The following is a 23658-nucleotide window of genomic DNA, read 5'->3' on the forward strand; positions in this document are numbered from 1 at the left end:
AGGCATAAAATAGAAAAAATTTAATCTACAATTGATTATTCTTATTTGGCATTTGATTTTTAAACCGCTACCTTTGCACTTCATTTTTTGAAAGAATATATGGAGCTATTTTTACTCATCTTATTTTATTTTTTCCTTACCGTAGTAACCATTCAAATAATATATTATTTGTTTATTTTTGGTAAATTTTCTTTTGCAAAACCACAGGAAAGCAAGGAAAAACATATTTCTGTTTCCGTTATAGTATGTGCAAAAAATGAAGAAGAAAATCTAAAAGAACTAATTCCATTATTAGCAAAACAAAATTATTCAAATTACGAAATTGTCATCATTGACGATGCTTCTTATGATAACACGCGTTTTTTAGTAGAAGACTTTCAAAAGGAAATCCCTAATTTAAAGTTAGTAAAGGTAGAAAACAATGAAGCTTTTTGGGGAAACAAGAAGTTTGCTCTTACTCTAGGTATCAAAGCCGCATCCAAAGAGTATTTACTTTTTACAGATGCTGATTGTATTCCTAATTCAGAAAACTGGATAAAAGAAATGACCTCTCATTTCACTATGCACAAAACAATTATTTTAGGATACGGTGCTTATAAAAAAGAATCTGGTTTTTTAAATAAATTAATACGATTTGAAACATTGTTAACAGCTACACAATATTTTTCTTGGAGTAAACTAGGAAAACCTTATATGGGTGTAGGAAGAAATTTAGCTTATAAGAGAGAGGAGTTCTTTAAAACAAATGGTTTTATTAATCATATAAAAATACGGTCAGGCGATGATGATTTATTTATTAATGAAGCCTCTAATAATAGTAATACAACTATCTGTTTTTCACCAGATAGCTTTACTTATTCTATTCCTAAACAAACATTTGGAGCGTGGTTTACTCAAAAAAGACGCCATGCTTCAACCGCTAAATTATACAAAGCTTTTGACAAAAATCAATTGGCTTTATTCTATCTAAGTCAATTTTTCTTCTTTATTACACCAATTACACTATTAGCTATGCAATATCAATGGATCATTGTATTAAGTGCAATTGGAATACGCTATTTAAGTAGTTGGATAGCATTAGGTTTTTCAGCTGGGAAATTAGAAGAAAAAGACGTTATGTATTGGTATCCTATTCTTGAAATAGTTCTCATACTAACACAATTCAATGTATTCATTAGAAATCTAATTTCAAAACCTACTACTTGGAAATAAAAAAACACATAGAAAAAGCTATAAAAGGAGATCAAATAGCCTTTACATATTTATTAGACAAATACTGGAATGAGGTCTATGCCTTTATGCTACAACGCACCGAAAATGAAACCGATGCGGAAGACATTACCATAGAAACTTTCTCGAAGGCATTTGATAAAATAAACAGCTACAATTCTGAATTCCAATTTAACACATGGCTCATTGCAATAGCCAAAAACGTACACATTGATTTATTAAGAAAAAAGAAATCCTCTCTTTTTATAGACATTACTGATGAAGAAGATCACATTGCTTATGCCATAGCAGACAACTCACCTTCAGCAGAAGACCAACTTATTACCGAACAAAACCTCAATCGTTTACTTCAATTCATCAAGCAATTAAAACCAGCTTATCAAGAGGTCATTCAAATGCGCTATTTTCAGGAAATGAGCTATCAAGAAATTGCAAATGACCTTAATGAACCTTTAAATAATGTAAAAATAAAACTCCTTCGTGCCAAAAAATTATTAGCCGATATAATCAAAAAGGGATAATTTATTTCAACTAGAATTAAAATAAACTAATAAAAAAGGCGATTATTTCTCTTTTTTATTTTAACCTAAATCCTAGATTAGACTCGAAGTAAATTGAAATTACAGAAACAGAAAACCAAACTGCACGTAGAAATCTCTTTCCGCTGAAAATTAATACCGTCTAAACTCTGATTAAAAACATTGAAAAAGTTACACGCAATAGCTTCTAATTTAAAATTAGCCGTTGAATATTCCGAAACAACTATGAAATTGTTTGATAATATTAAAAATAAATTTAACCCTGATTACGCGGATTATCCAATCAATTTTGCCTTCTAAACTCGACAGATGTAACTTATTACGGGAGATTCCTTGAATATGTTCCCCTGCTAAAAATAGAAAAATCACGACATTTTATGAAAATATTTCAGCTATATTTGAAGATCTTCTGAGATTTTTTCACAGACTGACCTTATGCACCATTCTAAAAGACCGTGCTACAACAAAATGACTGTAAACAAAAACAGACAACTTTCATTCGAACGACCTGTTATTTTAACTAAATTTGAAACGCCTTTTAATTGAATTTGAAAATGGAAATATTAGGAAACGAACAACATAAAATTATTCACGGAGACGCTTTGGAAGCATTAAAAACACTTCCTGACGACTCTGTTGACTTAATTTTTGCTGACCCACCTTACAACATTGGCAAAAACTTCAACGGACACATTGAAAAGTGGAAAACTGAAGAAGCCTACCTTGACTGGTGTTACGAATGGCTAGACTTGTGCATACAAAAACTTAAACCAAACGGTAGTTTTTATGTAATGACAGCGACACAGTTTATGCCATTTTTCGACATTTATCTTCGCAAAAAGTTAGACATACTTTCCCGACTTGTTTGGTATTACGACAGTTCCGGTGTTCAAGCTAAAAAATACTACGGTTCGATGTATGAGCCAATCTTGTTTTGCGTAAAAGACAAAAACAACTACACCTTTAACACGAATGACATTTTAGTAGAAGCCAAAACAGGAGCAAAACGTAAACTTATTGACTATCGCAAAGCAGTTCCAACAGTTTACAATTCAGAGAAAGTTCCAGGTAATGTTTGGGAGTTTGCAAGGGTTCGTTATCGTATGGATGAATACGAAAATCACCCGACACAAAAACCAATCGCTTTACTCGAAAGAATTATCAAAGCAAGTTCAAACGAAGGAGATTTAGTTATAGACCCATTCTCGGGAACATTTACCACTTGCTTCGTTGCAAAAGAACTTGGTAGAAATTCCATTGGTATAGAACTTCAAGACGAGTATGTAAAAATCGGTTTGCGGAGATTACAGTTAGCTAATGAGTTTAAAGGCGAAAAATTAGAAAAAGAAATTCGCTCCTTTGAAACACAAAAGATTGCAAACATTAATCAACAAACATTATTTGAACCTAATGGAACACATATTCACGCAAAACATTAAACAAGTTTTACAAAGTCACTTCGGAGATTTAGCTGAAGATGTATTCAATAATAGCTATTTGATTCGCTACATAAATTTAAAAACGAGATCGGCAAATAAAGGATCAAAATCAAGGGGGAGTTTTCACCCTCTTGCAGTTTTATATGTTCTTATTGAAGATTACATTTTAAAAGAATTCGATATAAATGACAGTTATAAAGATTATGATGGGGCGACTTTCACAGTAATAAAATCGAGAGCTACCGAATTGCCATTTTGCAAAAAAATTCAAAACCACTCTTTCAACAATAGAGTAAACTCAGAATTTGAGAAGTTTTTTAAGGAAGAAATTGAACTCATTCCAGTTATTAGAAATCTTGAAACAAAAAAATATTGGATTAATGAGAACTTACTTCGAGTAAAAGAACAGAATATTGCAAAAGCGGTAATTGAGATAATCAACTCCTATTTTGCGGCAAAGCAAGAAGCTTTTATGAGTTTTATTAAAGCTTGTGAAGAACTTCAAAAGTTTGAAGAAGATAAAACTAAGAACATTGAAAATTTTATTATTGGTTTATTAGCCCCAAATGTTGATGCTAGACTATTTGAAATCGTGAGCTATTCGATTTTAAAATTCCATTATCACAACCAAAACATTATTTGGGGATTTGAGATGGATAATTTAACAACTGAATCCTTACAGTTATATAAAACAGGTAGAACAAATGCAAACGATGGTGGAATTGATTTTGTAATGAAGCCATTAGGTAGATTTTTTCAAGTCACTGAAACAATAGACTTTAAAAAGTATTTCCTTGACATTGACAAAATTCAAAAATATCCGATTTCATTTGTAATCAAATCAGAAGAAAGCACAGAAAATTTACTTCAAAAAATAAAAGACAATGCAAACAAAACCTACTCAATAAAATCTATCGTCGAGAAATATATGAGTTGCATTGAAGAAGTAATCAATATACAAACTTTACGTGAGAGATTTAATATCGCAAATCAACAAGGGTATCTAAAACCTATACTTGACGAAATAATTTTACAAAGTAAGGTTGAATTTAATTATGACGACTCGGACACAGACGATGACGAAGAATAGAAGAACGGCACATAACAGCTAAGATTTCCATTGGGCATCGAAGAAGCCAACAATGAAACTTTTGTTGAATCTTTTGCAAGCTCTGGACAGGCTCCCAATTATATTACGTTCACTATAGGAATTACGAAGTAAAAATATAAAGCTATACAAGAGGCAATTAAGGTCTCTTTTTTTTAAGTCTATTTTTAATTGATTTTTATGGTCATTAAAGAAAATTACGTTTTTATCATACTTTAAAGGTCTAGTAAAAGCTTAATCTGGGTTTAAAACATAAATATTTTAAAAAAAACATAAAATTCAAACAAATAAATGTTTTTTTGGCATAATTATTTCATATAAAAAAATAATTTCTGCAGAAATTATTTTTTCCATATTATTAAAACCAAAAAATTATGTCAAAATTAAATATAAACAACAGTGAGTGGCTAGAACTTGTTTTTGAAGGTAAAAACAAAGCATACGGAGCTTATCAATTACGTAAACAAGATAACAGTACTAGTACTAAAGCTTTTTTAAGTGGCCTCTTCCTTCTTACAGGCATTGCCATTTTACCTATCATTTTAAGTTCGTTTAAGGAGAAACCTCCCATCATCTGCCCTTCTAATGATTTAGGTAACATCATCATTACAGAGGTTCATCTACCTAAAAAAGAAGAACAAAAAAAAATTGAAAAACAACTCAAACAAATTAGAAAAGCAGACATTATAGCTCCTAAAACTTATGATTTAATCAATCCAAAAGTTGTTAAATCTACAGAAACAACTGAAAACAATTTAACAAAACCTGATGATGTAGGCAAAAACATTTCAGAAAATTCGTTGGCGTTACAGGGAAATATAGCTGGTGATCCGAAAGGAAATACTAACGAGTCTACTCCTTCTTTTATTAGTGCTATTCCTCCAATTCCAGAAACACCATTAACTCCTGGTATTTTAGAGAAAAGTCCCGAATTTCCAGGAGGCATAAATGCTTTTATAAAAATTGTAAGTAGCCGTTTTCAGACACCTGAAATAGAAGAAAGCAATACTATTAAAATATTGGTTTATTTTGTAGTAGAACCAGATGGAAGCATTACCAATATATCGGTTCCTAGAAGTCCTGGTTTTGATTTAGACAAGGAAGCTATACGTGTTCTTAAATCAATTAAAACAAAATGGGAACCTGGTATTTATCAAGGTCAAGCCGTTAGAACTCAATACTCACTACCTATTACCATTCAGATTAATTAATAATGTTAAAAGGCTGTCCAAAAAGATGGTAGGCTTATCATTTCAACCAGCGTAAGAATCTAGAGCTCTGCTCGAACAAGCGAATCAAATCAAATAATATTGATTATAAGACCTTCTCCTTACGCTGGAGTAACAACGTTGCCTTGATTTTATTTTTCGGACAGCCTCTTTTTCATACATTTTAAAAGATGAATAGAAAAGGTTCTTGTAGTTTTATAAATAAGACTCCATAACCCTATAATATAATTGATAAAAAATATTGTTATAGCAAAATCAATGAGGTAATTTATTTTTTAACAACCCATATAGAAAAGTTCCTAACAAAGCTCCTAAAAGAACTATAAAAATAGCAGGAATTCCAGTTCCTAATAATATAAAAATAGGACCAGGACAAGCCCCTACTAAAGCCCAACCTAATCCAAATATAATCCCTCCTAATAGATAACGGGTTATAGAAATATTTTTATCTGGAATTAAAATAGGTTGCCCTTCAATATCTGCCATTTCTTTTTTCTTAATAAATTGTATACCCAATACACCTACTAAAATAGCTACTGAAATAATACCATACATGTGGAATGATTGAAACATAAACATTTCATAAATACGATACCATGACACCGCTTCTGCTTTTGTTAAAACTATTCCGAAAAGCAATCCAACTGCAAAAAAACGTAGTAATTTCATATATTTAAAAAAGTAAAGGTAAAACAAAATGAGCCATGATAAGCCCTCCTAAAAAAAAGCCAATTACAGCTATTAGAGAAGGTAACTGTAAATTACTCAATCCTGATATAGCATGACCTGAAGTACACCCTCCTGCATAAGGTGTTCCAAATCCAATCAAAAAACCACCTAGTAATAGCAAAAAGAATCCTTTATAAGTTAATACAGAATCTAAGCTGAATAGTAAATCTGGTAAATATTTACCATTAGGGGCATCAATCCCCATTTTTTGTAATTGTACAATAGTTTCAGGATTGATTTCTACATTATGTGTTCCTCCTAAAAAATGAAAAGCTATATAACCTCCAACGATAGATCCTAATACCACCGCCAAATTCCATTTTTGTTCTTTCCAATCAAAATTAAAATATTCCGCAGTCTTTTTGGCTCCCGTTATTGAACATATTGTTCTTAAATTTGAAGACATTCCAAAAGTCTTTCCTAAATAAGTCAACAATAACATAACCAGACCAATTAACATACCTGAAATTGCCCAATGCCAAGTTTGTGTCAAAATTTCCATTGATTCTATTTTTATGCAAAAATAACAGAAATGACAAATTAACAAAGAAGAAGTTGCAAAAATCAAAAAGCACCCTTTTGAGGTGCTCTTTATGAAATTTAAGATAACTCTTTTATTAACCCAACCAATATAATGAAAAAGAAATATCTATACTCAAGCAATTAAGCTTGAATTAAAATTTCGGTACAAAATTAAGCTTATTTTTTTCAAAAAAACAAAGCTTTTAAATAAAAAGAGCGCTTTTGTTATGCGCTTTTGTTTTTATATTTGTATAAAAATTCAAATAATGAAAAAACTATATTTTTTATTCCTGACAAGCTTTTTGTTCCTAAACAGTTGTATTAGCACACGAAATACTATTCGTAATATAGATAATAATGTGGCAGGTCCTTCATTAAATGAAAAACAGAACAGTTTTATTATAACGAAAAATGCCACAGACAAAAAATATGCTTTTACTGAGTTTTATCCTGTAAATGTAGGATTTACCTCAATAGAAGATGGGGAAAACAACCAAAAACGTTTTTTAAATGCTTTAGCAGGTCCAAAAGGAGAAAATATTTCATATAAACTTATAGAGTCTTGCTGCCCTTTCCCTACTAACAGGGCAGATATAGGAGCTGGTATGTTAGATATTTATGAAATTACATATCCTGGACAGTCAAAACCTGTGAATTTATATTTAAATAAATTTGAAAGAGGTGAATTAATGATTCCTGTAGGTTTTTCAGCTAAGAAATAACATTTTTATTCTATTAAAAAAGCTGTTTTAAAAATATTGTATTGATTTTATAATATAATCAACCTCAAGTAAAAAAATGGAGAACCAACATTCTGTATTTTTTATTTATCTAAATAAATTATAGGATTTTTCTGAAGTTGATTAAACTAAGTGAATATTTCATAAACAGCTTTTCCTTTATAGTTTTAACAATCTAACACACTACATCCCGTAAGTTAGATAATTATAAACTAGTGTTTTTTGTGCTTCTGTAATTTTAGCTTTTGGAGCCATTCTGTCTACTGTTTTAACCCAACCTGCTTTATCATGCTTTGACACAGGAAATAGCTTATGGCATTTAGCACAATTATTTTCATATAAAGATTTTCCTTCTGCAATTTCTGACGGAAGCTCTATCTTAGCTGTTTCTATATTATTTTGCACAGTAGAAGAAGTTGATATTACTTTTTTGGAGCACGAAAAAAGGATTCCGCCTAAACAAATAAATCCTATTATTTTTTTATTAAACATATTTACTTTTTTTTTAGTTTGGGTAAATATAAAAAATCCCACCTGTTTTCAAGGTAGGATTTTTAAAATATATCTATGTAAATATATTTTTTACTTAATATCCATTAATTCTACATCAAAAATTAAAGTAGCGTTTGGTGGAATTACCCCTCCTGCCCCTTTATCTCCATAACCTAAATAAGAAGGAATTACAAAACGCGCTTTATCGCCCACTTGCAACAAAGCAATCCCTTCATCCCAACCTTCTATTACGTAGCCTTTTCCTAATGGAAATTCTATAGGTTGTTTTCTTTTATAAGAAGAATCAAACACCTGACCATTTTCTAAAGAGCCTTGATAATGCACTGATACTGTACGCCCTTTTTCTGCTTTTTTACCTTCTCCTTTTTGGATAATTTTATAACGTAAACCACTTTCTGTCTTTTCAAAACCAGCTGATAACTTATCTACTGATTCTTCAGCTAAACGTTTGGCTTCTGCTATTCTTTTTTCACGAGCTCCTTCAAAAGTACGAAAAGCTTCAATAGCATTCCATTCTTTCGCTTCAGTTCCTACACGAACAATCTCAATCGATTCCATTACATCATCTTGTACAACTAGATCCACGACATCTTGCCCTTCTACAACATGACCAAAAACAGTATGTTTACCATCTAACCAAGGCGTTGCAACATGTGTAATAAAAAACTGAGAACCATTAGTACCTGGACCTGCATTAGCCATAGACAACACACCAGGAGCATCATGTTTTAATGAAGGATGAAATTCATCATCAAATTTATAACCTGCATCACCTGTTCCTGTACCCAGAGGACATCCTCCTTGTATCATAAAATCAGGAATAACACGATGAAACTTTAATCCATCATAATATTTCTGACCTTGCGATTTAACTGAGTTTTCTAGATTCCCTTCTGCTAAACCAACAAAGTTACCTACAGTTCCTGGAGTTAAGTCATGTGTTAATTTCACTAGAATAGCTCCTTTGGAAGTATTAAATTTTGCGTAAATACCGTCTTGCATCACTTTATTTTATTAAATTTGAGAAACAAAATTACAATTTTATATTCAAATGGACATCAAAATAATTAGCTATGATTCAAAATATAAAGAAGATTTTATTCGACTTAATAAAGCGTGGCTAGAAGAATATTTTTACATAGAACCACACGATATTGCTACGTTTGAAAACATAGAGCGAGATATTATTGAAAAAGACGGCACTATCTTTTTTTGTTTGGTTAACAATCAAGTTGTAGGCACCGTAGCAATGATTAAAACGGATCCTATTACTTACGAACTAGCAAAGATGGCTGTGGATAAAAATTTTCAAGGAATGAAATTAAGTTCTTCATTAATGCGTACTTGCATTGATTATGCTATTTCTCAAAAAGCAAAAAAAATATTTCTTTTATCAAGTACGAAACTAATTCCTGCTCTTAATTTATACCGAAATTTTAATTTTATTGAAGTTCCTTTAGAAGAAACTGATTACACAAGAGCTGATATACAAATGGAACTTAACTTATAACTATGACAAAATTAAACTATTTAGAAATAAACAGAAAAACTTGGAACGAAAAAACAATTATTCATATTAATTCTGATTTTTATAAAAACAGTTCCTTTTTAAGTGGTAAATCCACATTAAATGATATCGAATTAATGCTTTTAGGAAACATTCAAAATAAAAGTATTTTACATCTACAATGCCATTTTGGTCAAGATTCTATGTCTTTACAACGAATGGGAGCCCAAGTAACAGGCATTGATTTATCTGATAAGGCAATAGAAGCGGCTCAAAGTTTTAATTCCCAATTGGGATTAAATACTAAATTCATTTGTTGTGATGTGTATGAAACACCCAATTATATTAATGAAAAATTTGATATTATTTTTTCTAGTTATGGAACCATTGGTTGGTTACCTGATCTAGATAAATGGGCTAAAATAATTTCTGATTTCCTAAAACCTAATGGTCAATTTATTTTTGTAGAATTTCATCCTTTTGTTTGGATGTTTGACAATAACTTTAAAGAAATAGCATATAATTACTTTAATACAGAAACTATAATTGAAGAAGAAAAAGGAACTTATGGTGATCGCAATTCAGAAATAGAGACTAAAACCATATCATGGAATCATCCAACATCAGAGGTACTAAATGCACTAATTAAAAATGGCCTCCAAGTCAATTCTTTTGATGAATACGATTACTCTCCATACAATTGTTTTAACCAAACCGAAGAATTTGAAAAAGGTAAATTTAGAATTAGGCACCTAGAAAACAAAATTCCAATGCTATTTAGCCTAACTGCTACCAAAATATAAGTTTTTAGATTACAAAATAACCTATCATACAAACATTATAAAAAACTATAGTTAATGAAAAATATATTCATTCCTTCAGACAATGAAGAATTAATAAGTCGTATTGAAAAACTAACTCCTGAAAAACAACCTTTATGGGGCAAAATGACAGTAGATCAGATGATGAAACATTGCATTGCTCCAATAGATGTTGCTACAGGCGATTTAGTTTTAAAAATCCCTTTTTTTATGGGTTTATTAGGCCGATTAATAAAAAAAAGAGTGTTAACAAACGAATTTAAAAAGAATAGTCCTACCGCTCCTTCTTTTATTTTTAAAGAAAAATATGATTTTGAAAAAACAAAATTAGAATTAATTCAAAAAACAAGAAATTTTCAAAAAGGAACTAAGATTATCCAACTCAGACAGCATCCTTTTTGGGGTAAATTATCAAATGAAGATTGGAATAAACTTCAATGGAATCATCTAGACCATCACCTAAAACAATTTGGAGTATAATGCAATAAGAAAGTACCTTCTAAAGTTAATAGAAACTTTGTAACTTTGCTGTTTTTAACTTTTTGAATTACAAAATGCGTATTGACATTATAACTGTTCTACCAGAACTTATGCAAAGTCCTTTTGAAGGATCTATCATGAAAAGAGCCATCCAAAAAGGATTAGTAGAGGTTTATTTTCATAACTTGAGAGATTACACTACGGATAAACGTCGTAGTGTAGACGATTATCAATTTGGAGGTGGTGCTGGTATGGTAATGATGATAGAACCGATTGATAAATGTATTTCCAAATTAAAAGAGGAGCGAACTTATGATGAAGTTATTTACATGACGCCTGACGGAGAAACGCTACGTCAACCTTTAGCCAACAAAATGTCTATGTATGAAAACATTATGATTCTTTGTGGTCATTATAAAGGAGTCGATCAACGTGTACGCGATTTACATATTACAAAGGAAATTTCTATAGGAGATTATGTTTTGAGTGGTGGTGAAATTGGCGCTATTGTCTTATGTGATGCTCTTATTCGTTTAATCCCAGGAGTTTTAAGCAATGAAACTTCCGCTTTAACAGATAGCTTTCAAGATAATTTACTTTCTCCTCCTATCTATACGCGTCCTGCTGAATATAACGGAATGAAGGTACCGGATGTTTTACTTAGTGGACATCAAGCTAATATAGACAGATGGCGAGAAGAAAAAGCATACGAACATACTAAAAACAGAAGACCTGATCTTTTAGAAGATTAATAACAATAAATGCTTTGTGAACTCTTTTTATTTTTAAGTTTCACAAAGCATTATTTATCTATTTTTTCCCTTTAAAATCATTCATAGCATCATAAATTCCAAATATCTTCCCCATAATCCACTCATAGATAGATAATGGAAAAAGACCTTGAGCTAAACGAATAAACCAATAAGGCAATGGCATTGCTAGCATTCGCGTTCTTTTTTCTATAGCTAGTATAATTTTTTCAGCAACTCTTTCTGGCTCTAATATAGGTAATAACCTAGATCGAACTCCATCAAACATACCTGTATTAATATAATATGGCATGATAGTCGTTACCGCAACTTCTTTTTTTTGTTGTAATAATTCTAACCGAATACTATCACTCCATCCAACAATTGCCCACTTAGAAGCTACATAAACGGACATTTTAGGACTTGACACCAATCCTGCTGATGAAGCTATGTTACAAATAGCTCCAAAATTTTGAGCCAACATACCTGGCAAGAATGTTAAGGTAATCTGCATAAGTGCCTCCGTATTAACCAATAAAGTACGAGATATTTCATTAGCCGTATGATCTAAAAAATACTTACCAACTATGATCCCTGCATTATTAATTAATATATCTATTACACCTATTTCTTGTTTTATCTGATCCGCCAATACCATTAACTCTTGTATATTAGATAAATCAATGGTATAAACTTTTAATCTAGCCTCAAAGGTTATTAGGTCTTTTTTTAAAGTTTTTAATCCTTCTTCATTTATATCCCACACGATTAATTCGGATGCACCACGCTCTAACGCTTTTCTAACCATTATCTTACCTATACCAGAGGCTCCTCCTGTAATAAGCACTTTCTTGTTTTTAAATGATATTTTTGACATTACTATTTCTTTATTATGAATTAACCTCAGATTGCACGTTAGAAATTTATTTCAAATAAAAGATCTTTGAATCTAAAAAAGCACATCTTATCCTCAATTAGCTTATCTTAAAAGTTCACAATCTTATCATGTATATGACAAGAGAAATAACACAATATTGATAATCTGACTCCTTCCTTTCATCGAAGTGACAAACAAGATGCTAAATTAAAGTTTTTGGCAGCCTCGTCTGCAAGAAAAATTTCTGCGCATATTTTTTTGCCTTTTCATCTTATTCCGAAATATAATTAAGAAGAAAATTATTACTTTGAGTGATTTACAAATTTCCTTTAAGAAAAGAGTCTAACAAAATCACTCAAAGTATTAATAGGTATAAAAACAGGTACGTATTTTTCTTTAAAAAGCTCTGTACCACTTATCTATTCCTAATGCAAAACCAACCGAAGTATTTGGTGCTAAACTAAGTACACTTGAAAGATTCGTATTCGTAGTTCCTATGACTACATTATAAGCAGATCCTCTATGAATTACTACTACATCACCATATTTATGTCCTGCTGTAATAGCATTAGCAACTGTTGGAAGTATAAAATCGGCTAAAGTCGTATTAGATTGACTATTTCCTGACCAATTTGCATCGTACTCTTCATAAGTTGTTAAATCAGCAGGCAAAGTGTATGGAAATGCGCCTGCACACGTACATGTATTAGGCGTATATCTTTTTTCATTTACTTTTGTAACTAAATCTCCATTATTATCAACTACCAAATTTTTTGTTCCATCACCTGTTGTAGATGTTGCCGAAACACTGGCTCTTTGCTGTGTTAAGCGAATTGGAGGAGTCATTAAAGCACCTGAATTAAGTTCTAATCTTCTGGAAGGTGTTGCTGTCCCTATTCCTACATTTCCTGCATTTGTAATCCTCATTCTTTCATTAAAAAAAGGGGTTGAAGCTGTTCCTGTAGAAAAAATTATAGATTTTGTATTGTTTGCATTGGCTATGTGCATATCTTGTCCACTTCCTATATAAGACACGTCATTTGCTCCTCCGATGTTATAAGCCGTAGGAAAATTAAATCCTGAATTATTAATCCCCATCCAGACAAAACCCGTAGTAGCCGTACCATTATTAGCTGTGGCAGAATACCCACTCTGAGCCTGAGTACCTGTACTGGTATTTTGAACATTATATTGTAAAAAATCATTAATATTACCTGTAGCATTTACGACTGTTTGAACTCCTGTAACACCCGCCGAAACATCAAGTTTAGTTGTAGGAGAAGCTGTTCCGATTCCTAGATTCCCATTATTCAACAATCGCATTCGTTCTGTATAAGCATTGGACAAATAATCTCCTGATGCCGTTGAATTGGTTCTAAAAGCAAGGCCGTTTTCAACACCCGCAGCGTTAATATAACCTGTATTCCCATCATGAGAGATAGAAACAGCGTCCCAATCAGCTAAAGCTCTTACCGAAATTCCACTTACTGTCGCTCCTCCATTGTTAACTTGAAGTTTACTTAATGGACTATTAGACCCAATCCCTACATTGCCTGCACTTGTAACTCTCATACTTTCTGTATTATTAGTACGGGTTACAAAATCAACAGCATCTGTAGTACCCACAAAATTAGTTGACGCAGAGGTACCTGCATTACCTGTTAATGTCCACTGAGAAGAACCTGAAGTAGCCTGACTTGTTAACAACAACCAACTGGATCCATTCCAGTAATAAAAACCTGGCACCACATTATTAGGAGCTGTCCCTGTGGTTGCTGTATTATATACAATAGTACCTGCTACAGGTGCACCTCCTCCTTGCGGATTAACTACTGGAGCTGATAAATTTGAAGAGGTTAAAGCTACTTGAGGAGGTAAAAAACCATTCGTAGAAGAGCTTATATCTAATGCCCCTCTAGGAAACTCTGTTCCTATTCCTACTTGACCGAAAGAATAAGCTGAAACAAACAAACAAAACAACGTTTTAAACAATCTTATGCCCATACATTTATTTTTTTTAATATTTCACAAAAATAACCATTAAAAATTATGACATATACATATTTCAATAAAAACACATCAAATCATTTTAATTTTAACCTTATAAAACACAAAAAACTATCAATGAACACATTACATAAGTAAAGTATTACAAAAAAAGAACCTATTCTTTATTTTCAACATCTCTTTCGCTTTAATTCAGTTCAACTTTTATTTCCTTTTTCAAGAAAAGTAACAACTTGTTTATTTTAAATAACTATATAAAAACAGCCAATAAAGCTGTTTTTATAATTTAATTCATAACCATAACATCAAAATAAAACTGACCTGCCCAGCAAGATACTGCTCCATTTCCAAGGGTGTCATTTCTTGTTATATTAACCGTAATAGAAGATTGCGATTTTGCCGCATAATTTAAAGAAAACGTATCGGGATATCCACTATTATTAAGCGCGTTAAATATAATTCCTTTTGGAACAAATGGTAATTGTGGCGAAAAATTATATCTAACCTGCAATCTTTCTGCATATATCGGAAAGCTTGCACTAGAAGTTTGCTTTGACAAAACAGTCCAAGTTACAGTAGTATTTACTCCACTTATAGTTGTTGTAAAAGAACCCGTTGAATTAACAGATACATTAGCACATATAGGTATTACCATACCTTGAAATGCGGAAATTAAAGGCAGATTACTTGATTGCCAAGTTGCATTACCATTTGCATCTGAAACAAGCATTTTGCCACTTCCTTCAGTTCCATCCGCGATTCTTAATGCTGGAGAAGTAGTACTACTGATATGTAATTTTGTTGTAGGATTATTAGTTCCTATTCCTACATTTCCTGCATTTGTAATCCTCATTCTTTCATTAAAAAAAGGAGTTGAAGCTGTTCCTGTAGAAAAAATTATAGATTTTGTATTGTTTGCATTGGCTATGTGCATATCTTGTCCACTTCCTATATAAGACACATCATTTGCTCCTCCGATGTTATAAGCCGTAGGAAAATTAAATCCTGAATTATTAATCCCCATCCAAGCAAAACCTGTAGTAGCCGTACCATTATTAGCTGTAGCAGAATACCCACTCTGAGCCTTATTACCAGTACTGGTATTTTGAACATTATATTGGAAAAAATCATTAATATTACCCGTCGTATTCAAAACGGTTTGAACTCCTGTAACCCCCGCCGAAACATCGAGTCTAGCTGCTGGAGAATCCGTTCCGATTCCTAGATTCCCATTATTCAACAATCGCATTCGTTCTGTATAAGCATTGGACAAATAATCTCCTGATGCCGTTGAATTGGTTCTAAAAGCAAGACCGTTTTCAACACCCGCAGCGTTAATATAACCTGTATTCCCATCATGAGAGATAGAAACAGCGTCCCAATCAGCTAAAGCTCTTACCGAAATTCCACTTACTGCCGCTCCTCCATTGTTAACTTGAAGTTTACTTAATGGGCTATTAGACCCAATCCCTACATTGCCTGCACTTGTAACTCTCATACTTTCGGTATTATTAGTACGGGTTACAAAATCAACAGCATCTGTAGTACCCACAAAATTAGTTGACGCAGAGGTACCTGCATTACCTGTTAATGTCCACTGAGAAGAACCTGAAGTAGCCTGACTTGTTAACAACAACCAACTGGATCCATTCCAGTAATAAAAACCTGGTACCACATTATTAGGAGCTGTTCCTGTCGTTGCCGTATTATATACAATAGTACCTGCTACAGGTGCGCCTCCTCCTTGCGGATTAACTACTGGAGCTGATAAATTTGAAGAAGTTAAAGCTACTTGAGGAGGTAAAAAACCATTGGTTGGAGAATTTATCTCCAATGCTCCTCTAGGAGACTCTGTTCCTATTCCTACTTGACCGAAAGAACAGATTGAAATAAACAATAATAATGTTTTAAGTAATTTTGTATACATATAGCAATTTTTAAATTATACCACAAAAATACTTTTTCATATCATAAAACACGTAAAAAAAAACAATATTTAACAACATATCAACCTATCTATCAATAATATATAAAAAAAACCACAATTTAATTGGTTAGATCCGTAAATTTTAGCCCCCTTTTTTTCAACTCAAATTCTGTATCAAACCTGGATTATTCATTAAGAATTTATTACAAATAATAAAGACCTTTGAATCTAAAAATATCCTTTTTTACTCTCAATTAGATTGTCTTAAAAATACATAATCTATCCTGTATACAACGAGAAAAGACATAAATAATTATGGATAATATGACTTCTCCCTCTGATCGAAGAGACAAAGAACAGATTAAATTATACCTTTTCTTCCACATCTACAGTAAAAAATTGCCGTATATCTTTATTTCCTTTGCCTTTTCATCTTCAGCACAAAGTTTAATACGGGATCTGCGTTAGACCCAACGTTATCTTTATCAGTAAGTAAAAATAGAAGGTCTAATTGGACTTTAATCATTAAATTAATCAACCTCACATCAATACATTTCAAAATATATTGAAAACAAATTCTTTATAAATAGAATTGTCATTTTAAAACATAATAATTATCTTTGCGCTCTAATTTGACCAACCTCTGGCGAGAATCGTGCATGTTGCTCAGGTTTTAACTTATAATTTCTATAAAAATGTCAAGTTTATTAGATTTCGTAAACAACGAATTAGTTGCAAAAAATGATTTTCCTTCATTCAAGGCAGGTGATACTATCACTGTGTACTATGAAATTAAAGAGGGTGAAAAAACAAGAACTCAGTTCTTCAAAGGAGTAGTAATCCAAAGAAGAGGTACTGGTGCAACTGAGACTTTTACAATCCGTAAAATGTCAGGAGCTGTAGGTGTTGAGCGTATCTTCCCTATCAACATGCCAGCGTTACAAAAAATCGAAGTTAACCAAAAAGGTAAAGTTCGTAGAGCTCGTATCTTCTACTTCAGAAACCTTACTGGTAAGAAAGCTAAAATCAAAGAAAGCCGTAAATAATCTTTCTTTAACCAATAGAAAGCTCCGAAATTCGGGGCTTTTTTATTTTTAGGAAAACCTAGAACTAAACACAGATGAGCATTGTGCTATTACGAATTGTTATCAAATCTGTGAGTCTGTGGCTAAAAAAAATTGCAATTGCAAGTATCAATAACAATTTCAAAACCCACATAAATACCTAAAACTTTCTTTATTAGGATTGTCCCCTTGAGGGGACTATAGGGGTGTAAAACTTTCAACTAACACAAATTACACCCAATACAGAACAATTTAATTTTAAAATAAAACACAGAGGATCACTGATGACACAGATAAACATTGTGATTAGAAGAATTTCATGAATGGGCACGAATTGTTATCAAAGCTGTGGTAAAAAAACAGCTACCGAATGACATAGATACTTAAAACCAACTACCGCTAAACAAATTTTCAACCATTATCCTCCCAGTATGTCACGCTGAGGTACGAAGCGTCTAAAACAAGATTAAAACGTTAAGCTATTTTATTGAAAACATGGTATTCTGTGAATTTTTATAATTCATTTTTTCGTTATTAGTAATGATAAACTAAAAAGAATCTCCTTTATTTTGAAATTATTACAAAGCCATAGTTTATAGATAAAACTATTTATACAAATAAAAATGTGTTGCGTATATTTGTGAGTTGTATGCCATTAGCAAAAAAAACTTAAAAATAAATTAAACTAATATGAAAAACCTAAATCGCATTTTAGCAATTGTTATTCTTTCCATTTCTTTAATTTAGTTGTGGAAATTCCAAAAATGAAGCAGAAAACACAGAAAAAGTTGAAAACACATTATCAAAAGATGCAAATCTTGAAAAATTAGAAACCGAATCTTCAAGATTGAGAGCTGGCGGAAGTATAAAAAGTGTGGAACTAAATGATGGAAAAGCAATAATTAACTATGTTAAAAATTTTGCTGAATATAAAGAATTGAATCCGCAATCTGGTTTAACTGAAAATGATTTAGATGCTTATTGGGAGAGTGGAAATGCAATTGAAAAAGCATTAATTGATGGTTCAGTAAAAATTATGACTAAACTTGATTACATAAATGCTGTCAAAATTATTTTACCTTACAAATCAAAAACATATTCAATTAATGTGAACAAAAACGATTTAGAAAAATTTACTGGCTCAAATTTCAATAAATTAAAAGGCGATTTAGAAAATAATTTTTCCAATTTATATGTTTATAATGACAAAGGAAGAAATGATTTTTTTAAAAAATTTGGAAAAATAGAGTAACGGCATACAACTGGCAGTTTGGCAATATGGCGGTTAAAGGCTTATTTAAAGTTTGTTTTGTACTTGTAAACTATTATCTTTAACTAATATTCAACACCCCTATAGTCCCTTCAAGGGGACGATCCTAAAAACATACTTTTGGTAACAACAAGAGAAATTAGCACAAAGGCATTAGGGAATTGTACTAAGTATTCACCCAAACCACAACTTGAATTTAGAATTCAGAAAAGAGTGAAGAGTGAAGAGCCATTAGGCAATAGCTCCGAAAAGCACCCTTTAACCGCTACTTGAAACCTGAAACAAATAAACTCATAAACTTATAAACATACAAACTCCTAAACTCTCCCCTATAATTTTCCCAAAATCACATTTTACCCCTCCCCTAATTTTCAAATTCATAAAAATCAACCTTAGCCCCTAATTTCAAAAAAGATTTCGGGCTGATTTTCTTATATTTGTGTTCGAAAATAAAACATACCATATAATGTCTAATAAATCAACGATTCATTACACCTTAACGGATGAAGCTCCTATGCTGGCTACCCATTCGTTTTTACCTATAGTACAAGCGTTTACCAAATCGGCTAATATTGATATCCAAATTCGCGATATCTCTTTGGCAGGACGTATTTTAGCTAATTTCCCTGAGTTTTTAACAGCCGAGCAACGCATTGCTGATACTTTGACAGAACTAGGAGAATTGGCTACTACACCTGAGGCAAACATCATTAAGCTACCCAACATTTCGGCTTCTATCGTACAATTAAAAGAAGCGATTGCTGAGTTACAAGCGCATGGTTTTGCTGTGCCTAACTTCCCAGAAGAGCCACAAAACGACGAAGAAAAAAACATCAAAGCTAAATATGCTAAAGTATTAGGTTCGGCGGTGAATCCTGTGTTACGTGAAGGAAACTCGGACCGTCGTGCTCCTAAAGCAGTTAAAAACTATGCGAAAGCTAATCCGCACCGTATGGGCGTTTGGGCATCAGATAGCAAAACTTCGGTGGCGCACATGAATGCTGGCGACTTCTACGGAACGGAAACTTCAACTACAATAGAAAATGCAGGTAAATTCCGTATCGTTTTCAATGGTGCTGATGGTGCATCAAAAGTTTTAAAAGATTTTTCTCCTTTAAAAGCAGGTGAAGTTATCGACTCTTCGGTAATGAATCTTTCGGCTTTGAAAGCTTTTGTAAAAGAAGCTATTGCCGAAGCGAAAGAGAAAAACGTATTGTTATCGGCGCACTTAAAAGCGACGATGATGAAGGTTTCCGACCCCATTATTTTTGGTGCTATCGTAGAAACTTTCTTCGCCGATGTTTTTGCCACTTATGCGGATACATTCAAATCATTAGATATTAATCCTAACAACGGTTTACAAGATTTATACGCTAAAATTGCGGGTCACGCTCAAGAAGCTGAAATCAAATCGGCTATTGATACGGCATTAGCAAACGGACCGCGTGTCGCTATGGTAAACTCGGATAAAGGTATCACGAACTTCCACGTTTCTTCAGATGTGATTGTAGATGCTTCGATGGCAGCATTAGCGCGTAGTGGCGGTAAAATGTGGAACAAGGAAGGTAAAGAAGAAGATACGGTTTGTATTATCCCAGACCGTACCTATGCAGGTTTTTACCAAGCGGTTGTAGATGATATGATTGCTAACGGTGCTTTAGACCCAAAAACAATGGGAACTGTTCCTAACGTTGGTTTAATGGCGCAAAAAGCGGAAGAATACGGTTCGCACGATAAAACATTCCAAATCGATGCTAACGGTATTGTAAATGTAGAAGATGAAAACGGAAACGTTTTATTGACTCAAAAAGTAGAAGCTGGCGACATTTTCAGAATGTGTCAAACCAAAGATGCTCCTATTCAAGATTGGGTTAAGTTAGCCGTAACAAGAGCGCGTTTATCTGACACTCCAGCTATTTTCTGGTTAGATAAAGGTCGTGCTCACGATAGCCAAATGATTCAAAAGGTAGAGAAATATTTACAAAACCACGATACGACAGGTCTTGACATTCGTATTATGGATGTAAAAGACGCCATGACAGAAACGTTAAGAAGAATCCGTGAAGGAAAAGACACTATCTCTGTTTCAGGTAACGTATTACGTGACTATTTAACCGATTTGTTCCCTATTTTAGAATTAGGAACTTCGGCTAAAATGTTATCTATCGTGCCTTTAATGAATGGCGGTGGTTTATTTGAAACTGGTGCAGGAGGTTCGGCTCCTAAACACGTAGAGCAATTCGTGGAAGAAGGTTATTTACGTTGGGATTCTTTAGGAGAATTCTTAGCGTTACAAGCTTCTTTAGAGCATTTAGCACAAACACAAAACAACGCAAAAGCACAAATTTTAGCCGATACTTTAGATGAAGCAAATGCTTTATTCTTAGCTAACGACAAATCGCCTGCACGTAAAGTGGGTGAAATTGACAACAGAGGATCACACTTCTACCTGTCGTTATACTGGGCACAAGCTTTAGCAAATCAATCGAAAGATGCTGATTTAAAAGCTACTTTTGCTCCAATTGCAGCGGAAATGACTGCCAACGAAGCTAAAATTGACGCGGAGTTAATTGCTTCTCAAGGAAAAGCACAAGAGATTAAAGGTTACTACCAACCTTCTTTTGAATTGACTGACAAGGCAATGCGTCCGAGTGAGACTTTAAATAGTATTTTAGCTAAATTAAATTAATATAGAGCGACCTTTGGGTCGCTTTTTTTAATTATTCACTCCACGAATTAACAAAGTGATTTCTCTTGCATTGCTACTATTTTTCGAACCAGATTACGCGTTAAAATTTTATTACAAATAAAAACGACTTTAAATCTAAAAAGTAGGCTGTTTTGTGTCCTCGATTAGGTTGTCCTAAAAGGACGTAATCATTTGAATTTAGTTTTTATATTAGAATTCATTGTGAAACAAAATTTTAGAAGAAGCCGTTTTCTCTTGTTATCAAAATAACAAACTATAAATAGGTTAATTTACTGCCTTTAGACACCTTTGTCATAATTTATATACAGAATGAGGAAATATTGGCAAGATTATTGGATAATAAAAATTAAATATCTTAATCAAATTATGAAAAAAATCGCTTTAATCCTTTTATCTACTGGATTTGTATTATTTACTAACTGTAAAAAAAATGAAACAGGAGCTACTCCAGCTCCACAAGAACAAACAAACGATGTTAGCAACAACTTTACGGGTATGTACAGCGGCACAACGCCTTGCGCTGATTGCCCTGGTATTTACACCCACATTACTTTCAAAAACGATGGTAAAGTTGCTAAAAGTACTATGTATTTGGATAGTGATGATACTTCATTAAATGAATACGGTACTTGGACAAAAAACAATGATATCATTGAAGTCAAAATCGAAAATTCTTCTAATGAGTATTATGCTGTAAAACCAAATAATACATTGGTAATGCTAAATAAGGATAAAAAAGAAGTAACTGGTGAGTTAAGTAAAAATTATATCTTCGAAAAAACAGCAGTATACACTACGGCAGAATTAAACGGGATTTATCATACTGAACAATCAGGCAAAGGTTACAACCAAATTTTAGAATTAAAAGCCGATAACGACAGCATTTACAATGTAAAAGTTTCCTTTACTGGAGCTCCTAAAGGTTGTACTTTTGAAGGAAAAGGCCAATTAATTAACAATCAAATTGATTTGGAATTAAACAAAATCAATAAAGATTTAAAAGGTACTATGACTATTTTATTTAAAGATAAAACATCTGCTGAAATTTTTACATCTAAATTTGATGATCGTCTAGCGTTGAATTTCTTCTGTGGTGGCGGTGGAAGTTTAGCAGGTGAATATTGGAAGAAATAAGCCATCGGCTAAAACAAATACTAGAGAGAGGAGTTAATCATTTAGCTATAAAGTAATACGCTTTATCGTTCGCTCCTCTCTTTCCTATTGGATTAAACCCCATTTTTTCATTAGACCCGAGCGTAGCGAATAGACGAAGTAAATCTATTCCACTTTATTTTTCTTCAAATTTAAGCACGTACTCTAATCTTATTCATCGAAATAGTTGACTATTTGATCTTCTAAAATTTTCCGTGAGCATTTGAATTTATCATTTTTTTTGTTTCACAACGAAGTCTAATATGGAATATGGGTTAAACTTTTTTTGTCTGAAGCGAAAATTTTTCATTCCAAATTTTAGTTCTTTTTGATTTTAAAAGAGTTCTCTATTATTCTATTTTTTCAATATGCTCTGGGCAATCCATTCGAATTTCTACTGATTCTAAAATTTTAGACATCAAGTTACAATGGTGTCCTTCTTCTTTTTTAGTATAAAATTGACAGCTAAAACACATGCGATTAACAGATATAATATCTATTTTTTTTAATTGAAAAAGTAAATTTGATAATAATTCCCATACTTGTTCTTTTTTGTTTGGTTCTTCAAGTCTTAAAATATTTTGTAAGGGACGTGTAAAACTTTCTGTTTCTTGAACAATGATTTCTCCTTCTTCTGTGATTTTTAAAGCATAACTACGAGCATCTGTAGCATTCTCTTTTTTAACAACTAACTTTTTTTGAAATAGTATCTTTACTGCGTCACTAATTGTAGGTTTCGTTACATGAAATTCTTTTGCTAGATAACTTACTGTTGCTTGTTCAGATCTGTGATGTTTTAAAAAAATTAGCAATTGAATTTGAATAGGGCTCAATCCTTTCTTTTTTGATTGTTCCCAAATTAAATAACGCTGTATGGATGCCAATTTATCTAAAGCTGCCATAATTTTTCCATCGACACCTAAATTCTGATTATTTAAATCAAAAATGCTCTTCATAATTAAGTAATTCAGGGATTTTTGACAAAATTAACAATACTATTTTTTTAATTCTCACATAAAATCATAAAATTAACTAGGAACTTTTT

23 protein-coding genes are annotated in these 23658 nt (G+C 32.3%); 15 read left to right on the top strand and 8 right to left on the bottom strand.

Translation table 11 applies throughout. From position 1 onward, the window contains the following. Nucleotides 1–99: 99 nt before the first annotated feature. From NAB20_RS14130 to NAB20_RS14155, 6 genes are all read left to right on the top strand, one after another. Nucleotides 100–1212 carry a glycosyltransferase gene (locus tag NAB20_RS14130; RefSeq protein WP_088394317.1) on the top strand — a complete coding sequence of 371 codons (1113 nt, stop codon included), beginning with the start codon at nt 100–102 and terminating at the stop codon, nt 1210–1212. Then, nucleotides 1203–1751 carry an RNA polymerase sigma factor gene (locus NAB20_RS14135; RefSeq protein ID WP_088394315.1) on the top strand — a complete coding sequence of 183 codons (549 nt, stop codon included), beginning with the start codon at nt 1203–1205 and terminating at the stop codon, nt 1749–1751. The genes NAB20_RS14130 and NAB20_RS14135 overlap by 10 nt, the downstream gene beginning before the upstream one ends. Before the next feature lie 180 nt (nt 1752–1931). Then, the gene (locus tag NAB20_RS14140) at nt 1932–2069 is read left to right on the top strand and encodes a hypothetical protein (protein ID WP_164849042.1); all 138 of its coding nucleotides are present in this window, start codon (nt 1932–1934) and stop codon (nt 2067–2069) included. 254 nt (nt 2070–2323) lie between these two features. Next, entirely contained in the window at nt 2324–3208 is an 885-nt protein-coding gene (gene yhdJ, locus NAB20_RS14145; RefSeq protein ID WP_105196048.1) for an adenine-specific DNA-methyltransferase, read from the top strand. After that, entirely contained in the window at nt 3180–4298 is a 1119-nt protein-coding gene (locus NAB20_RS14150) for a hypothetical protein (protein ID WP_375605273.1), read from the top strand. The genes yhdJ and NAB20_RS14150 overlap by 29 nt, the downstream gene beginning before the upstream one ends. Nucleotides 4299–4690: 392 nt before the next feature. Then, entirely contained in the window at nt 4691–5527 is an 837-nt protein-coding gene (locus tag NAB20_RS14155) for an energy transducer TonB (RefSeq protein WP_127822774.1), read from the top strand. A 273-nt stretch (nt 5528–5800) separates the two neighbouring features. On the opposite strand, the gene NAB20_RS14160 is transcribed toward NAB20_RS14155, so the two are convergent. Both NAB20_RS14160 and NAB20_RS14165 read right to left on the bottom strand, forming a co-directional pair. Further along, nucleotides 5801–6214, bottom strand: coding sequence for a DUF6691 family protein (locus NAB20_RS14160; RefSeq protein ID WP_105196051.1), 414 nt, complete (start codon nt 6212–6214; stop codon nt 5801–5803). 4 nt (nt 6215–6218) lie between these two features. Beyond that, nucleotides 6219–6776 (bottom strand): YeeE/YedE family protein, encoded by a 558-nt coding sequence (locus NAB20_RS14165; RefSeq protein ID WP_088392923.1) that lies wholly within the window; start codon nt 6774–6776, stop codon nt 6219–6221. 286 nt (nt 6777–7062) lie between these two features. Between NAB20_RS14165 and NAB20_RS14170 the strand changes: the two genes are divergently transcribed. Then, nucleotides 7063–7518, top strand: a complete 456-nt coding sequence (locus NAB20_RS14170; RefSeq protein WP_088392925.1) for a 2-dehydro-3-deoxyphosphooctonate aldolase — start codon at nt 7063–7065, stop codon at nt 7516–7518. Nucleotides 7519–7719: 201 nt separating this feature from the next. On the opposite strand, the gene NAB20_RS14175 is transcribed toward NAB20_RS14170, so the two are convergent. Then, nucleotides 7720–8028: a cytochrome c gene (locus NAB20_RS14175; RefSeq protein WP_127822773.1), complete on the bottom strand. Its 309-nt coding sequence runs from the start codon at nt 8026–8028 to the stop codon at nt 7720–7722. A 90-nt stretch (nt 8029–8118) separates the two neighbouring features. After that, nucleotides 8119–9051: a peptidylprolyl isomerase gene (locus NAB20_RS14180; RefSeq protein WP_105196053.1), complete on the bottom strand. Its 933-nt coding sequence runs from the start codon at nt 9049–9051 to the stop codon at nt 8119–8121. Nucleotides 9052–9100: 49 nt separating this feature from the next. On the opposite strand from NAB20_RS14180, the gene NAB20_RS14185 reads away from it, so the two are divergent. The 4 genes from NAB20_RS14185 to trmD all read left to right on the top strand — a co-directional run bounded on the left by NAB20_RS14185 (nt 9101) and on the right by trmD (nt 11609). After that, nucleotides 9101–9559 carry a GNAT family N-acetyltransferase gene (locus tag NAB20_RS14185; protein WP_105196054.1) on the top strand — a complete coding sequence of 153 codons (459 nt, stop codon included), beginning with the start codon at nt 9101–9103 and terminating at the stop codon, nt 9557–9559. A gap of 2 nt (nt 9560–9561) precedes the next feature. Continuing rightward, a complete protein-coding gene (locus tag NAB20_RS14190; RefSeq protein WP_235877596.1) occupies nt 9562–10359 on the top strand; it encodes a bifunctional 2-polyprenyl-6-hydroxyphenol methylase/3-demethylubiquinol 3-O-methyltransferase UbiG in 798 nt (265 codons plus the stop codon). 54 nt (nt 10360–10413) lie between these two features. Continuing rightward, a complete protein-coding gene (locus tag NAB20_RS14195) occupies nt 10414–10857 on the top strand; it encodes a DUF1569 domain-containing protein (protein ID WP_105196056.1) in 444 nt (147 codons plus the stop codon). A gap of 74 nt (nt 10858–10931) precedes the next feature. Beyond that, the gene (gene trmD / locus NAB20_RS14200) at nt 10932–11609 is read left to right on the top strand and encodes a tRNA (guanosine(37)-N1)-methyltransferase TrmD (RefSeq protein WP_088392937.1); all 678 of its coding nucleotides are present in this window, start codon (nt 10932–10934) and stop codon (nt 11607–11609) included. Between the two features lie 58 nt (nt 11610–11667). On the opposite strand, the gene NAB20_RS14205 is transcribed toward trmD, so the two are convergent. From NAB20_RS14205 to NAB20_RS14215, 3 genes are all read right to left on the bottom strand, one after another. Then, nucleotides 11668–12483 (bottom strand): SDR family oxidoreductase, encoded by an 816-nt coding sequence (locus tag NAB20_RS14205; protein WP_088392939.1) that lies wholly within the window; start codon nt 12481–12483, stop codon nt 11668–11670. 396 nt (nt 12484–12879) lie between these two features. Then, nucleotides 12880–14487 (bottom strand): hypothetical protein, encoded by a 1608-nt coding sequence (locus tag NAB20_RS14210; protein ID WP_105196058.1) that lies wholly within the window; start codon nt 14485–14487, stop codon nt 12880–12882. Nucleotides 14488–14776: 289 nt separating this feature from the next. Beyond that, complete coding sequence (locus tag NAB20_RS14215; RefSeq protein WP_127822769.1) at nt 14777–16417, bottom strand: hypothetical protein; 1641 nt, start codon at nt 16415–16417, stop codon at nt 14777–14779. Between the two features lie 695 nt (nt 16418–17112). Here NAB20_RS14215 and rplS point away from each other — a divergent pair. From rplS to NAB20_RS14235, 4 genes are all read left to right on the top strand, one after another. Beyond that, the gene (rplS, locus tag NAB20_RS14220) at nt 17113–17463 is read left to right on the top strand and encodes a 50S ribosomal protein L19 (protein ID WP_014166550.1); all 351 of its coding nucleotides are present in this window, start codon (nt 17113–17115) and stop codon (nt 17461–17463) included. 892 nt (nt 17464–18355) lie between these two features. Beyond that, the gene (locus NAB20_RS14225) at nt 18356–18733 is read left to right on the top strand and encodes a hypothetical protein (RefSeq protein ID WP_375605274.1); all 378 of its coding nucleotides are present in this window, start codon (nt 18356–18358) and stop codon (nt 18731–18733) included. Nucleotides 18734–19217: 484 nt separating this feature from the next. Continuing rightward, the gene (locus NAB20_RS14230) at nt 19218–21440 is read left to right on the top strand and encodes an NADP-dependent isocitrate dehydrogenase (RefSeq protein ID WP_375605275.1); all 2223 of its coding nucleotides are present in this window, start codon (nt 19218–19220) and stop codon (nt 21438–21440) included. A 387-nt stretch (nt 21441–21827) separates the two neighbouring features. Then, a complete protein-coding gene (locus NAB20_RS14235; RefSeq protein WP_164849041.1) occupies nt 21828–22595 on the top strand; it encodes a copper resistance protein NlpE in 768 nt (255 codons plus the stop codon). Between the two features lie 368 nt (nt 22596–22963). On the opposite strand, the gene NAB20_RS14240 is transcribed toward NAB20_RS14235, so the two are convergent. Continuing rightward, nucleotides 22964–23569, bottom strand: a complete 606-nt coding sequence (locus NAB20_RS14240) for a MarR family winged helix-turn-helix transcriptional regulator (RefSeq protein ID WP_105196064.1) — start codon at nt 23567–23569, stop codon at nt 22964–22966. Nucleotides 23570–23658: the final 89 nt, after the last annotated feature.

The sequence above is a fragment of the Flavobacterium davisii genome, from assembly GCF_042182265.1.
Lineage (GTDB): Bacteria > Bacteroidota > Bacteroidia > Flavobacteriales > Flavobacteriaceae > Flavobacterium > Flavobacterium davisii.